We start from the raw sequence: 14,196 nt of genomic DNA, 5'->3' as shown, positions 1-14,196 counted from the left end.
GCTTGCGAACGCTGCGCAGCAAAGGCTTTGTGGTCGAAGTGCGTGATGCCTCGCTGGGTGGCAAGTTTCCGCTGGTAAATATGACTCTGATCAATCCCGATGATGGTGGCTGTTATGCCGCCTTCGGGGCGCACCCGAAATTTGCGGTGGCACTGGAGCGTGCTGTGCTTGATTTGTTGCAGGGGCGCGAACTGGATCAGTTGACTGAATTTCCTATTCCCACACTGGATATTGAAGAAGCCGCTGATCCGCATAATCTGGAAACCCATTTTATCGATTCCAGTGGTGTGTTTGCCTGGGATATGCTCTCGGCCACTACTGATTATCCTTATACCCCTGGAATATAGAGGGGGATACCCAGGCTGAGTTTGAAGAGCTGTGTTTCCGTATTCACCGTGTCGATATGGATATCTATATTGCTGATTACGAACACCTGGGTGTGTATACCTGCCGCATTGTCGTTCCTGGTATGTCTGAGATCTATCCGGTAGATGAACTGATCTGGCGTAATAACAATGCGGCGGCGCCTTTGCGTCAGGCCTTGCTGGCGCTAAGTGATCTGGATGCTGAGGGCTATGCTGATCTACTGGATGCACTGGAGGATGCGGCTTTTAACGAAGAGCAACTGGTAGCCGATTTGATCGGTGTCGTGCCTGACTCAGGTACTGTCTGGTCCTGGTTACGTATGGGTGAGCTGAAAATGCGCCTGGCATTGGCATCGGGTGATCGGCAGTTAGGTCTGGAGTTATGTGGGTGGGTGCTGGGATATGCGCATATTCCGGCCAAAGCGTTAACTACCTACCGCTGTCTGCATCAGTTGCTGTCAATTGAGTTGGATGAGTCGCGTGATCTGGTCGATTTTTTACCTGTGTTTCAGCGTATTTATGGTGCTGAAATGATCAGCATGGTGCAGGGCTTTCTGACCGGCGATGGTTTGTTTGATGATTTTGGTACCCATGATGAGTCGCTGAAGGGCTTTATTTATCACCATAAGCTGCTGGATGCCTATGCACGCCTGCAAACGGCCAAGCAGCAGTTAATCTTGACTGACTGAAGACAAGTCTATGCGATGAAAGGTTAGGAACAGAAGGAAAATTCCGCTAGAATCTGTCCTTGGGTTGTCGGTGCCGGACAGGTGCCGTCAGGTGATAAATCAGGGATCTGCATGCTCTTCAATAAATTACCCGATGCTATTTTTCTGCCGTTGTCCGGACAGAACCGCCAGATCTATCAAGCGGTGCTGCTGGAGCTATCTGATCTGTTTTTTGATGAGGATCTTATCGATCCGTTTATACCCCGCGATCTGGTGCGTTCTACGATTGAGAATGCTGTGGTGCGCCTGGGTGTGCGTCGTTGGGAATCTGAATCTGACGATGATGCCGAGCCGCCGCGTTCCAGTGCTGATTACACCAACCGTATTTATCGACGCCTGGTGGAGTGTGGCTGGCTGGAGGAGGAGCAGCGCATCTACCGGCAGTATGTGCTGCTAACGCCATCGATCAGTTATCTGCTGCGCTCCCTGGTGGCGATTGCCCGTCTGGAAAAACGCAGTTATGGCGGTGCGGTGTTAAACGTGCTCAGCTCGCTGGAAGCGGCGATCAATGATCCGGTTGGACGGGGTATTACCCTGTCCGAGGCGGCACAAACGGCAGCGGACTTCAGTGCCCATCTGACGGATATGCTGCTGGGCCTGCGGGAGATGAAAATCTCCCTGTCGGCGAGTAAAAACCCGCAGGAAATTGTGCGCGGTTTCTTCGATCGTTTTGTGGCCAATATTCTGGTATCTGACTATAAGACCCTGAAAACCCGTAATAACCCGTTTCGTTACCGTCGGCAGATCATCTCCATGCTGCGTGACCTGCAGTTTGATCTGCTGCGCATAGAGCAGTTGTCGCAGCACTATCAGTTGCAGTATGAACTGGATTACGACAGTGCCGAGGCGATGGTGCATCAGCACATCAACCGTATTATCCGTATCTTCGAGTCAGTGGATCAGCGCTTGTCGGCCATCGATGACTTCCGCTATCAACTGGAAAAACGTGTGGCGGATACCGTACGCTACATGGATAAAACCACGCCGGGTATGGCGGCGCGCTTGTCTCGCCTCATAGCTGAGCTGGGACAGAAAAAACGCGGCAAACTGCCCCTGCCAACCACCCTGGAAGAGGTGGGTTTTATTTCACCGGCGAGTGTGCGCTCGCCCATGCGGCGCCGGGTTGAAGCCCAGCCCCGGGTGATTACCCGCAACGAAATAGATCCCAAGGTGCTGGAGTTGCGTCGTCTGTTCAAAGAGTACAAAGAGCGGCGCGAGGTGAAGGTTGATCGCATCGAGGCTTATCTGAGTCGACACTTCAATGGCAGTGACCGGGTCAAGGCCACCGATTTTGCCATAGATTCGGTGGAGGACTATATCTGCTTCAGTTATATCCGCCATCTGCAGTCGCTGGGGAAAAAAGCCCGCAAAGTGGCCAGTGAGTACCGGATTGAATTTGATGATACCTATGTCTGCGTCGCTGATGTGGTTGAGTGTCGTGGCTTTGAAATACACAGGAATTCATAATGTTAGCTGATCTGCAAAAAGTTTTGTCCCGGGCCGAGCAGTATGAGGCCGAAGATTTCACCCGAGCAGCCAACTTGCTGCTAGTCAGTCAGTTTTTGTATGCCGACCGTCCGCTGCACCGGGATAGCTATTTTCTGATCTCATCCCATGTGGACTATTTCCGTAACCTGTTTGAGGCGATTGGCTGGAGTCTGATCTATCAGCCAGATGAGGCCTATCTGGGTGTCGTGCCACAGGGGGATGAACGGGTATTGAAACTGCGTCTGGACGAGTCGCTACTGTTGCTGTGTCTGCGTCAGATGTATGAACAAAAGCTGGAAGAGTTCGAAATTCAGGATGGTAAAGCCTTTATTACCACAGATTCTCTATTACGCCTGTACGAGAATCTGACCGGTAAAGAGATTCCGAATGAAACCCGGATGAAAGAGATATTGTCGCTGTTTACCCGTCATGGGTGATAGAACGCGGCAAGGCCGATGAAACCGATCCCAAAAATATCCCACTGAAAGTCAGCCCGGTGATACGTCAGGTGGTGGTGGAAGATTATATCGGTCAGTTGGAAGCCTTGTGCGATATTGATCCGGATGCCCCTATAGTGCAGGACAGTACACAGGACAATATACCTGGCAGCACTCAGGACAGTTCACAGGATAGTTTACAGGAGAGCACTGATGAAACAGCTTAATCGCATCGTTCTGGTTAACTGGTATGTACTCGGTGCGATTGAGATCCCGATCAAGGGCAATGTGGCTATAGTCGGCCCCAACGGTTCGGGTAAGTCATCCTTGCTGGATGCGATACAGACGGTACTGATGGGCGGGCACAAGCGTAATCTGAGCTTCAATGCCTCGGCCGGTGAAAAATCCGAGCGTTCGCTGCGTACTTACTGTCTGGGTTTTCTGGATGATCTGGGCAAGAAGGTGAATGCACGTGAAGATTCACTCACCTATATGGCCCTGAGTTTTTTTGATACCGAAACTGCCAAAGAAAGTTGCGTCGGGATAGCCATCAGTGCGTCTACCGCCAGTGCCGATGAAGATATTCTGGGGCGTTTTATTCTGCCGGATTTTTCCGTCACTCTGGATGATTTTTCGGTGAAGCAGGGTGGGGGTCGCTTGCCGAAGCCCTGGCCGGAAGTGCGTGAAAATCTGCTAAAACAATGCCCGGATATGGTGTTGGAAAAACGTGCCAGCCGCTTTGTTAAAGAGATGGTCACGCATCTGAGCCATGATCCGCAGATGCCTAATGATGACGAAAAATTCATTAAGAACTTCAAAAATGCGCTGAAGTTTCTACCAATCGACAGCCCGACGCGCTTTATTCGTGAGTTCGTGCTGGATGAGAATATTGTCCACGTCGGGGCCTTCCGTAAGTCGCTGGATGAATACCGGGCGATGGAGCAGAAAACCCGTGAGGTTGCCAACCGTATCGCCGAGCTGGAGAAGGCGCAGGAGTTGTGTCAGGGCATCTCCCGTAATGTGAAAAACTCTGTCGAATATGAGTGGGTGGTGCATGAAGGCCGGTTTGAACATGCCGATCTGAAAAAGGAAGAAGCGGCCGAGCGCCTGGAAAGCTTTACCGAACAGGAAACCACCCTGCAGACAGATCTGGAGAACAACAGCGAAGCGCTTAACACGACGCTGCAGGATCTGGCCAATGCCCGTGCCGAGCTGAACAATACCGACTCCGCACACAAGGTCAATGCACTGGAATCGCGGATTTCAGCGCGTCAGCATGAAGTGTCTGTGGTACGTGAAAAAATCCAGCAGGTCTACAATCTGATGCGCACTACGGTGGGCTTTTCTGAACAGATGCACCTGCTGCCGGATAATTTCCGCCCGGTCGTGGAGCAATCCGTGCAGTTGTGGCGCTCGGGTGAAAATACCCTCAGTGGCATGTGGCCAGAAGCACCGGTGGAAGTGGATACCACCCTGGGCAAACTGCGTGAACTGGTTGATCCGGTGCGTAAAGCCATAGCGCGGCGTTATGAAGAATCTGTGATCCGCATCAATGAGCTGCGTACCCAGATTCAGAGCCAGAAAAGTGCGGTAGAACAGTTACAGCAAGGGCGCGCGCCTGTGCGTCATGCCACGCGTGAACTGATCGGCCTGTTGCAAGAATATGGTATTGAATGCACCCCTATCTGTGAGCTGGTCGATATCACCGAAGATAAATGGCGTATTGCTATCGAGTCCTTCCTGGGCGCACGCCGTGAAGCGCTGGTGGTATCGCCGGACCGGGTTAAGGAAGCCATTACCCTGTACCGTCGCAAAGGGCGTCATCTGAAAGGTTGCCGGATCATCAACACCACCAAAACGGATGAGTGGATCAATCGCGGCAAGCGTGGCACCCTGGTTGAGTTTATTGAAACCGCCAACGATCATGCCCTGGCCTATATGAACCGGGCACTGGGTGGGGTGATGGCGGTAGAAACAGAAAACGAACTGCTACGCCATGAACGCGCGTTGACCTATGACTGCATGCTGCAGACCGAGGGTTCAACGACCTCTATTAACGAGTTGAGCCCGATTATGGGCATACGCCGTCGGGGTGACCAACTGGCCCAGCAGGGTAAGCAGGTCGATGAGATGATTGCCGAATTCACCACCCTGGGTAAGCAGCACGAAACTCTGGAAAAACTGCGTGACTCGCTGATTCAGCTGGGTTCCGGTTTGTTGCAGGTGAATGAGCGAGTGTTTGACCTGACCAATCAGCGCGATCAGCTCAATAGCGAGATTGATGGTTATCATCAGGCTATCGTGGATATGCGTAACCATGATGATAGCGGTATTCAGCAGCGTATTGCCGAGCTGGCGGAGCAACAAAAAGCCACCGAAGCACGGCAAAAGTCGCTGATGGACAAGTTGCAGAAAGTCCGTACCGGCATGATCAAGGATAACGCCTCACTGGAGGTGTTGGAGCGTGAACTGAGTGAACATGCCCAGGCCCGCAGTCGTTGTGAAGAGAGCGCACATTTTGATGCCCAGGCGGCGCAGGAAAAGCGTGATTATCTGGATGAAAGCTGTGACGGTGAGCTGGAACGCATCATTTTTGAAGCGGCCAAAAAAGCCCAGAGTGAACTGCAACTGCATGAGAAAAAGAAAAATGCCGTGCGTGATGCCGTAGCGCAATACAAAGCACGTTACCATGGCGGTGGCATGACCCATCAGGGGCTGGACAATATCAGTGCCGACTCCACTCATGAAGACCTGGAAAAATACGTTAACGAAACAGTAACCGCGTTGCAGGAATCGGAGCTGGCACTGTATACCCAGAAAGCTGAACGTGCGCGCCTGGAAGCGGAAACCGCGTTCCGTTCGGACTTTGTCGCCCATCTGAATGATCAGATCGACAAAATCAAAGATCTGATCCGGGAGTTGAACAGCCATCTGAAGAACCGTCCTTTCCATCAGGAGATGTACAGCTTCGAGATGATGCCAAACCCAGAGTTGAAAGATATTCTGGAACTGGTCGAAGCCTACACCCGTATGGATCAGGCCAATGTCGGCTCGCTGTTTGATATTAACCATGAACAGGATTCCGGGCACCGCGATGCCCTGGCAAAAATCCATGAAGTGCTGAAGAACGAGGGTGAAAGTACCCTGCTGCAGGATTACCGTAACTTCTATAACTTCGAGTTGGTGGTTAAGGATCTGCAGGGTAACCGCAAAACTACCCTGACCCAGCGTATCAAAACCGGTTCCGGTGGTGAGCATCAGGTGCCTTTCTATGTGGCGATGGCGGCGGCACTTGGGGCTACCTATCGCCTTAAAGAAGGCAGTGACGGCAAAGCGGTTGGGGGTATGAGCCTATCGGTATTCGATGAGGCCTTTAACAAGCTGGATTCAGAGAACACCGTCACCTCGCTCGGCTTTATGACCGACCTGGGTCTGCAGACCATCATCGCTGCGCCGGATGAAAAGTATTCGCTGCTAAGTTCCTGCATGGATACCATCATCAACGTCTGCCGTGATGGCCGTATAGTCGATCTGGATGTGGAGTTTCCAACAGAGAAAGGCAAGCAGTTACTGGCTGCTGATCATCCCTACAAAATGATGGCGGCTGAATCGGATACCCTCGAAGAAACGGCTACGCTGGATCTTTAAATCTGCATCATGCCTGCTGAACAAGTTTCGGCAGGTGTGGTCATTTCACTGGATTACCTAAGATAATCCTGGATAGCTTCCAGTCCGGCAGCATCACAGCTAAAGCGTTGCTGTTCAACGCTTACACCGCTTCCTGCCAAGGGTGAGTCGGTTACAGGGTCACAAGTCTTCAGCCACCCGTCCGGTGCATTGATAATGACGAAGTCATCTCCCATCACCCGAAAAATCATTGCCCCTGGGCAATGTTTTTCAAGCCAGCTGGCAAAGCCCTGGAGTAACTGGTTCCCTGCATGCCAGCCTTGTTTTACATTGAAGCTGGCAAACTCGTGTAATAACAGCATCTGCAGTGAATGAAAGTGCTTGTGCATCTCTCGTTGCAGCATAAAACGCAGGTACTCAGCATTGTAGAGGCCGGTTAGCTGGTCATTGAAAAAATACGCAAAGCGTTGACGTTCCAGGTCTGAGTCAGGCAGTTGCTCTGCGTGTGGCTGACTGTCTATATCAATACTTTTAAGCGTTTGCACCGCCGCTTCAACAACGGCAGGATCATAATGGATGTTTGCCAGACTCTGCAGTTCTGCAAGCGCCTCATCGACAGTTTTGCGCGGTTTGTAAATCCGGTTGGAGGTCATGGCATCAAAGGAGTCGGCCACGGCCATTATCCGGGCCGGTAGGGGTATCTCACCGTCTTTTAGTCCCTGAGGATAGCCGCTGCCATCCAGACGTTCATGATGATGACGCATCAGTTCGGCCAGATCTTTGTACATTTTAATTGCTGAGAGGGTTTCATAGCCCACGCTGACATGCTGCTTGATCAGTTCGTATTCCAGTGGAGTCAGACTTCCGGGTTTCAGCAATACCGCATCGGGAATAATGATTTTGCCAATATCATGCAGAGTAGCGGCCTTAATCAGTTGCTGTATTTGCTCTTCCGTCAGCCCCATTTTGCGGGCAATCAACTCGGAGTAAGTTGCCACCCGACGGGTATGGCCGGCCGTATAGGTATCGCGCTTTTCAATCAGATCTACCATCGCCAGAATGGTTTCTTCGTAGTTGTTGATACGGGAGACTTCAGCCTGCTCGCTCTGTTCCCGTCGAATGAAGGCATGCATGGCAAAACCTAAGTCTCCAGCCAATTGATCCAGCATGCTGATTTCATCCACGTCAAAACCCGCAGGACGGTGGGTATAAACACAGAGCACCCCGATAGCTTGAGAGAAGGCATCGGAACGTAAAGGCAAGAGTGCTGCAGCCGTCAGATTCAGGATGTCTAAGCCTGCTTCCTGTATGTCTGAAGCGCCGAGTATTTTTAAAGCATTGTTTTGTAAGACCTGCTCAACATGCATCAATGAAGTTTGATGCTGCGTCAGGGTAATCAGTTGTTCAGTGGAACCGTAAGAGCTTACCAGGCGCTCAATACCTTGATTACTACCGTTTAAGCCAGCTACCCAGGCGAAGCGATATTCCGGATGGGATACCAGCCGGTCACAGGCCGATTTAAGCATCTCTATTCTATGTGTAGAGGTAATGATTATCTGGTTTACATCGGCGACAGTCTGCACGATACGGCGCAGGTACTGTTCATGTTCTAACAGGTTTTCAATACGATTTGTACGTTCCTCAACACGTAGTTCCAGTTGGCTGTTGAGTTGGCTTAATGCGCCTTGCTTTTCTTGAAGGCGTCGATTGGTGTGAACTACATAAAGCATAACAATAAAGCCAGCAATCCCTGTCAGCAGTATAATTACCATATACGGCCAATAGAGTTTCAGGGTATCGGTCAGGGTCATATTGTTTAGGTAGGCATAGGGTTCCAGTTTTAGCTCACGTAACAGATCGTGTACTGGCTGGTAGTTTTGTGACAGTGTCCAGCCAGCCCCATAGGGGGAGTGAAAGGCTAATTCACTCTCCGGCATATTAAATAGCGCAATGGCAACTTCCATTGCCAGTGTATCTGCGACATGAGGGAGTTTAGCCAGTGGCCACTCTGGATAAAGGGCTGTACTTAAGCGGTAAGGAAAACCCATTATGTTTCGTTCAGCCAGTACAAAGAAACCAGAAAGTTCTATGGTGTTTTCTAATGCCATTTGCTCAAGCGTTCCGGTCCGAATAAAGCCCGCATCCGCGCTACCTTGCAGAACAGCATTGACTACAGCATCGTGAGTTTGCAAAAAGCTGAGTTGGCTAAAGTCGCTGGCAGAGAGCCCGTGGTGGTTAAGTTCACGCAAGCCAGTTTGCCAACCGCCAAAAGATGATGAGTCTACCGCTGCAATATGCTTGCCCTTGAGGTCGCTGAGTAATCGAATATCAGCACGATCTACGCGAGTAAATATGACACCGCCAAATTGGCTAACAGCGACTGCATCAGCATTTCGTGTAAAGAATGTGGCAATAGCGCTGGCGCCATAGAGTTTTTCCAACTTAACAAAAAAAGACGAATTGGCAATAATAAAGTCGACGTTACGTTGACGGGTCGCCAGATGAACTTCATCAAATCCCAATGGAACCAGTTCAAAGTGGTGTTCTGGTAACGTCTGATTCAAGTGTTCCAGCATAGGTTGCCAGGCTTCGGTGGCTTTGGCATCACCTCGCAGTGTGAGCACACCAATACTCACATTGGCTATTGCCGGGAGGGGGAGTATTAACCCCAGCAGTAACAGTATCAGTATCCAGCCTCTAGGCATTCTGTCGGTTTGAAATAGTGACATTGGACCTGACCTTAGGGATTAACCGTTTGTTAGTACATCAGATCATGACTTCCTGTCGTATTTACCCACAACTGATAACCCTGAAGAGTTAAAGGTTATGACAAGAGTATGGCATGAGTTCAGGTAAGACTCAAAGTTTTACATCTAAGCTACTCAGGCGACGCGGTGGAGGTGTGTTTTTCAGGCGACAATCGATGCATGCCTGGCTATCTAGATAGAGAGTCAGCATTTGATCAGTCAGATTAAATTTCCAGCGATGTGGCTCAGTACAGAGTGACAATATGACGGCGTGTGGACTAAGTGGTACAGCCGACTTGAGTGATAGCCAGGCGGTGTATTGTTCATCATGTAATAGCTGCGCAATTTGTATGGCAGCAGGGTGGTCTGTGGTTAGCTCTTCAGGCGGAAACAGAACCCGGCTTGCGGGTTGCAAGCGTGGTTCCCGGGCAAAGCTTTTACGTACACTTAGATCGGGGGGAGGGTAAAGTGTGCATTATCTCTGGCATTACTGCTGAATTCCAGGCTGTCCAGCCCTTCGAGTACTGCTTTCAGGCTCCAGTTGCAACGTTTGATTAACTGCCAGGCAGGTTCAAGGCTGGTACGGGCTCCCAGTGTATAGCGGATTGGGTCGGAAAGGCTTGTGTTGAGATGCGTAAGCTGTAAATAGGTACTTTGAAAGTCCACCAGTGTGGCCTGGTCATCTACCAGGCAGTAGGGTATCTCCCGTCTAAAAAAATTCAGCCAGGCTTCGCGTGATTCAAGTGAGGGCAGGATACGGATCAACATGCTCGGTATTGTAACGCAACCTTTTTAATATAGTGCATCCGTGTGACCACTAAATAGTGGTTTTTGTCGAAAGGCGGCATCAAGCGGTATACTAAGAAGCAACATTAGAGTAATGACCCCGAGAATTTTAAATGACATTTGCCATGTTTAAGCTAGAGCAGCATCCGCTTCGCACGGCTCTGTATGATGAGCTGCACTCCCGGCCTTTTCAGGTCATTCCTTGTCCGGCAAAAGTTACTCACTTTGCTTTGCTGACAACCCCTGAACAAAAAGTAGCGCAGTTCGAGCATTTGTGTGAACTGCACCGACTTATGGGCGTGCCTGAGCCTCGGGAAGATGTACGTTGCTATGAAAAAAGTTTTGGCAATTTTCGTATCCGCCGTGAACAGCATATGGAGTTTGCTTCCTATACCTTCGTTAATCTGAGCACAACAGGTGAACAGGACAACCCGTTTTCTGAAACGGGTGTTACGCCTCTGCCACCAGCGTGGCTGGATAAACTGGCCGGTCAGGTGGTAGCAGCATTTCATCTACAGTTACAGCATGTCACTCATCCACCCGAAGCTGACATTTCTATCATCCGTCCGGCTTTTGAAGGGAGTCGTTTGGTGGGTAGTTGTCCACAGAATGGCAGTGCGCGGGTATGGGGTAGCTTTCGCTTGCACAGTGATGGTTTTGGGCGCTTTATGGTACTCAACAACAGCATGTCTAATAGTCAGTTAGGACGCCTGACGCAGCGATTGATGGAGATAGAAACCTACCGATTGATGTCTCTCCTGGCTGTATCGCTGGCACGAGATATCTCCCCGGTTTTGAGTGATATGGATCAGCAACTGGCGCGTATTACTCAAAGTCTGGCCGATCGGCACCACGTGGATGAAAAGGCGATACTGGAGGAATTGACCGATATGGCGGCGAGTATTGAAGCCTTTCGTGCCCGTTCTACCTTTCGTTTTTCCGCCACCCGCGCCTACCACCGGCTGGTACTGACACGCCTGGAAGAGTTGCGTGAGGATGAAATGTCAGGCCACCTGACTATTCGTGAATTTATGACGCGTCGACTCACACCGGCCGTTAAAACCTGTGAGTCGGTCGCTTATCGTCTGGAGGATCTGTCGCGTCGGGTAGACAGGGCATCGGATATGATGCGCACGCGAGTGGAACTATCGATCCAGAATCAGAATCAGACACTACTGACGTCAATGGATAAGCGCTCTCAAGTGCAATTGATGATGCAGCATACCGTGGAAGGTTTGTCTGTTGTCGCGATCAGCTATTATCTGGTTGGATTACTCAAGTACCTGGTAGATGCTATTTATGATATGGGGCTGACGTTTGACAAATCACTGGTAACCGGTGGCATGATACCTGTTGTATTATTTTTGGTCTGGTTTAGTGTGCGCCGTATCCACCATCATTTTATGAAATTAGCCGAAAAAAAACAGGATAAACTATGAGTGTTGCAGAACGTATTGAAACCTTGTTGCGTGAAGGTATGCAGGTAGATGAAGTGCTGCTTGAAAACGAAAGTCATATGCATGCCGGGCCTGCCACTGAAAGCCACTTTAAACTGGCTTTAGTCAGCCCTGATTTTGACGGTTTGGCTAAAGTACGTCGGCACCAGAAGGTCTATGGACTGGTAGCTGAACTGATGCAGAACCCTATTCATGCGCTGGCGATGCATCTCTACACGCCACAAGAGTGGCAGGCTGAACAGGGCAATGTACCCGCATCTCCCAATTGTATGGGAGCTCATAAATAGCGGCTATAAACGTTGGTATGCGTTTATACTGGCTTGAAGCCGGGTAACGCCTGTGCAATGTCGGCAATTTGTTCACGAATCCAGATCATTCTGGGGTCGTGGTGGTGACGGCTATGCCAGTAAAAATAAAATTTCACCGGTGGTTGCTGTAGCTCTGGTGGCAGGCGGCGTAAACAGAGTTGGCGGCCTGTTGCAATACGCTCTGCCAGGCGCTGTGGTAAGGTGAATAGCAGATCGGTGGTTTCGCAGAAATCTGCTACTGCCATAAAGCTGCTGAGCCTGAGTATAACTTCCCGTTGCATTCCAACCCTTTCCAGAACTCTGTCCATATAGCCGGGCCCTCGACCGGTAATGGAAACCAAACCATGTGCTGCATCAGCATAGCTTTCGGGTGTCAGAGGCCGATCTGCCAGGGCGTGATGGCGTGACATGAGGCAAACTGCTGACATTTGATCCAGCTGGAAGCGATGCAGAGTGTCTGTTGATATGCTGGGCTCCAGTCCGCTAAGACTGAAATGTACATCGTTACGATCCAGCATGGCGAAGCTGTCATCTTCTTGCTTGACTATCTCCAGGTGCATACCCGGTGCTTGCTGACGCATGCGTTGCATCAGTTGTGGTATATAAAGTGCGAGTTCCAGATCCAGCCCGGTTAATTTGATCAGGCCATTATCAGCGGCAGGGTCAAAAACAGGTTGCTGCACCAGTGACTCAAGTGCGATCAGTATTTCGGCAAGTTCCGGTTGAATTTGTTTAGCCCGTGCGCTCAAGTCATACCCTTGTGTGGTGCGTACCAGGAGTGGGTCATTAAAAATTTGACGTAACCGAGCCAGAGCTCGGCTCAGCGCGGGTTGGCTCATGTTCAGGCTGTTAGCTGCGCGTGAAACATGGCGTTCGGTCAGTAGCCGGTCCAGTGGTAGTAGTAAATTGAGATCAAGATTTTTAATATTCACTTCACGCATAATGGTTATCCAAATAATACATTGGACGAATATATAAGACGGCGGTAAGGTTAACAAGGTAACCAGGGAGAAAATGCAATGCGCTACACTCGACACGTTAAAAACACAGTAAACACCTTTGGTTGGGTGAGCATACTGCTGCATTGGTTGGTTGCTTTGGCTGTGCTGGGTATGTACCCGCTGGGGTTGTATATTGTCTCATTGGGCTACTATGATCCTGGCTACCGCATTTACCCTGATTGGCATCGCAGTATCGGTGTGATGCTGATGTTGTTGCTGTGTTTGCGTTTGCTCTGGCGCTGGATAAACCCCAGTCCGCGGCAACTGAGCCTGCATCGATGGGAACGATGGGCTGCTTCGCTAGGGCACCTTGGAATTTATCTGCTATTGGCTACGATACTTTTATCAGGTTACCTGTTTTCGACAGCAGATGGACGCAGTATTCAGGTGTTCAGCTGGTTTAGTCTGCCAGCAATCCCGGGGCTGGCACTTCGGCAAGAAGAGTTAGCCGCTGAAATTCACTTTTATGCGGCGACGTCGTTGATGGTACTGATTGCCATTCATGCGCTCGCCGCATTGAAACACCACTTTATTGACAAAGACGCAACGCTCACACGTATGCTGGGCCTGCAATCGGAGAAAATTGATGATAGCAACTAAGAGTTTGGTAACAAAATTGAAACCTCTGGCTCTTGCCAGTGCATTTCTGGCGGCACCCTTGTTTGCCGCAGACTATACAGTGGATACCCAGGGGCTCATGCCTCTGTTAATTTCAAAATTAACCACTTGGGTGTGGGCTATGTAGTAGGTCGTTTCAATGAATTTACAGGCAGCTTCACCTATGATGCTGCTAATCCTGAAGCGACACAGGTCGATGTGTTGATTAACATGACATCGGTTGACAGTAATCATGCTGAACGTGATCGTCATATACGCAGCTCCGACTTCTTTGATGTCAGTCAGTATGCTGAAGCGCGCTTTGTCAGTACTGGTTATGAAGACCTGGGTGATGATAAAGGTACGCTGACGGGGGATCTGACCTGGTTTGGCCAGACCCGCAGTATTGATATTGATGTAGAAAAAGTAGGTGAGGGGAGGATCCCTGGGGTGGCTACCGGGCAGGCTTTACCGGTACTGCCGAGTTGCATTTGCCCGATTTTGGTGCCGAGTTTAACTTAGGCCCGGCCGCTGAAACTGTGTATCTGGATCTGGTGATTGAAGGTGTTCGTCAGTAACAGATCTGCATCCTGCATAAAAAGGCGGCTACAGGTTCACTGTAGCCGCCTTTTTTAGCTTTAGGTCTTTTTATGTA

General features: G+C 50.3%; 14 protein-coding genes. 10 read left to right on the top strand and 4 right to left on the bottom strand.

Translation table 11 applies throughout. The features are described from left to right. From LH51_RS19195 to LH51_RS10475, 6 genes are all read left to right on the top strand, one after another. The coding region (locus LH51_RS19195; protein WP_200881964.1) for a YcaO-like family protein at nucleotides 1-347 on the top strand (347 nt) is incomplete at its 5' end. After that, nucleotides 344-1,054, top strand: coding sequence for a YcaO-like family protein (locus tag LH51_RS19190; protein WP_144244244.1), 711 nt, complete (start codon nucleotides 344-346; stop codon nucleotides 1,052-1,054). The genes LH51_RS19195 and LH51_RS19190, both read left to right, overlap by 4 nt. Nucleotides 1,055-1,165: 111 nt before the next feature. After that, nucleotides 1,166-2,560 carry a Wadjet anti-phage system protein JetA family protein gene (locus LH51_RS10485; RefSeq protein WP_036522112.1) on the top strand — a complete coding sequence of 465 codons (1,395 nt, stop codon included), beginning with the start codon at nucleotides 1,166-1,168 and terminating at the stop codon, nucleotides 2,558-2,560. Continuing rightward, entirely contained in the window at nucleotides 2,560-3,018 is a 459-nt protein-coding gene (locus LH51_RS10480; protein WP_235263662.1) for a DUF4194 domain-containing protein, read from the top strand. The genes LH51_RS10485 and LH51_RS10480 overlap by 1 nt, the downstream gene beginning before the upstream one ends. Then, complete coding sequence (locus LH51_RS22615; RefSeq protein ID WP_235263661.1) at nucleotides 3,015-3,245, top strand: hypothetical protein; 231 nt, start codon at nucleotides 3,015-3,017, stop codon at nucleotides 3,243-3,245. The genes LH51_RS10480 and LH51_RS22615 overlap by 4 nt, the downstream gene beginning before the upstream one ends. After that, complete coding sequence (locus LH51_RS10475) at nucleotides 3,232-6,666, top strand: SbcC/MukB-like Walker B domain-containing protein (protein ID WP_036522111.1); 3,435 nt, start codon at nucleotides 3,232-3,234, stop codon at nucleotides 6,664-6,666. Before LH51_RS22615 ends, LH51_RS10475 begins: the two co-directional genes overlap by 14 nt. Before the next feature lie 53 nt (nucleotides 6,667-6,719). Here the strand turns inward: LH51_RS10475 and LH51_RS19185 are convergent, their stop codons facing one another. From LH51_RS19185 to LH51_RS10460, 3 genes are all read right to left on the bottom strand, one after another. Next, a complete protein-coding gene (locus LH51_RS19185) occupies nucleotides 6,720-9,374 on the bottom strand; it encodes an HD domain-containing phosphohydrolase (RefSeq protein WP_052063658.1) in 2,655 nt (884 codons plus the stop codon). A 130-nt stretch (nucleotides 9,375-9,504) separates the two neighbouring features. Continuing rightward, nucleotides 9,505-9,807, bottom strand: a complete 303-nt coding sequence (locus LH51_RS10465) for a hypothetical protein (protein WP_036522110.1) — start codon at nucleotides 9,805-9,807, stop codon at nucleotides 9,505-9,507. Nucleotides 9,808-9,839: 32 nt separating this feature from the next. Then, the gene (locus tag LH51_RS10460; RefSeq protein ID WP_036522109.1) at nucleotides 9,840-10,160 is read right to left on the bottom strand and encodes a hypothetical protein; all 321 of its coding nucleotides are present in this window, start codon (nucleotides 10,158-10,160) and stop codon (nucleotides 9,840-9,842) included. 143 nt (nucleotides 10,161-10,303) lie between these two features. Here LH51_RS10460 and LH51_RS10455 point away from each other — a divergent pair, with 143 nt between their 5' ends. Continuing rightward, nucleotides 10,304-11,617, top strand: coding sequence for a DUF3422 family protein (locus tag LH51_RS10455; protein ID WP_235263660.1), 1,314 nt, complete (start codon nucleotides 10,304-10,306; stop codon nucleotides 11,615-11,617). Continuing rightward, nucleotides 11,614-11,922, top strand: a complete 309-nt coding sequence (locus LH51_RS10450; protein ID WP_036522106.1) for a BolA family protein — start codon at nucleotides 11,614-11,616, stop codon at nucleotides 11,920-11,922. Before LH51_RS10455 ends, LH51_RS10450 begins: the two co-directional genes overlap by 4 nt. Nucleotides 11,923-11,945: 23 nt before the next feature. Here the strand turns inward: LH51_RS10450 and LH51_RS10445 are convergent, their stop codons facing one another. After that, entirely contained in the window at nucleotides 11,946-12,884 is a 939-nt protein-coding gene (locus LH51_RS10445) for a LysR family transcriptional regulator (protein ID WP_036522105.1), read from the bottom strand. A gap of 78 nt (nucleotides 12,885-12,962) precedes the next feature. On the opposite strand from LH51_RS10445, the gene LH51_RS10440 reads away from it, so the two are divergent. After that, nucleotides 12,963-13,544: a cytochrome b gene (locus tag LH51_RS10440; protein WP_036522103.1), complete on the top strand. Its 582-nt coding sequence runs from the start codon at nucleotides 12,963-12,965 to the stop codon at nucleotides 13,542-13,544. A 132-nt stretch (nucleotides 13,545-13,676) separates the two neighbouring features. Then, nucleotides 13,677-14,063, top strand: a complete 387-nt coding sequence (locus LH51_RS10435) for a YceI family protein (protein WP_327124774.1) — start codon at nucleotides 13,677-13,679, stop codon at nucleotides 14,061-14,063. Nucleotides 14,064-14,196 lie beyond the last annotated feature (133 nt).

The sequence above is a fragment of the Nitrincola sp. A-D6 genome (genome assembly GCF_000764495.1).
Taxonomy (GTDB): Bacteria; Pseudomonadota; Gammaproteobacteria; order Pseudomonadales; family Balneatricaceae; genus Nitrincola.
The sequence above is the reverse complement of the archived record's forward strand: the minus strand, read 5'-3'. Positions and strand labels throughout refer to the sequence as shown.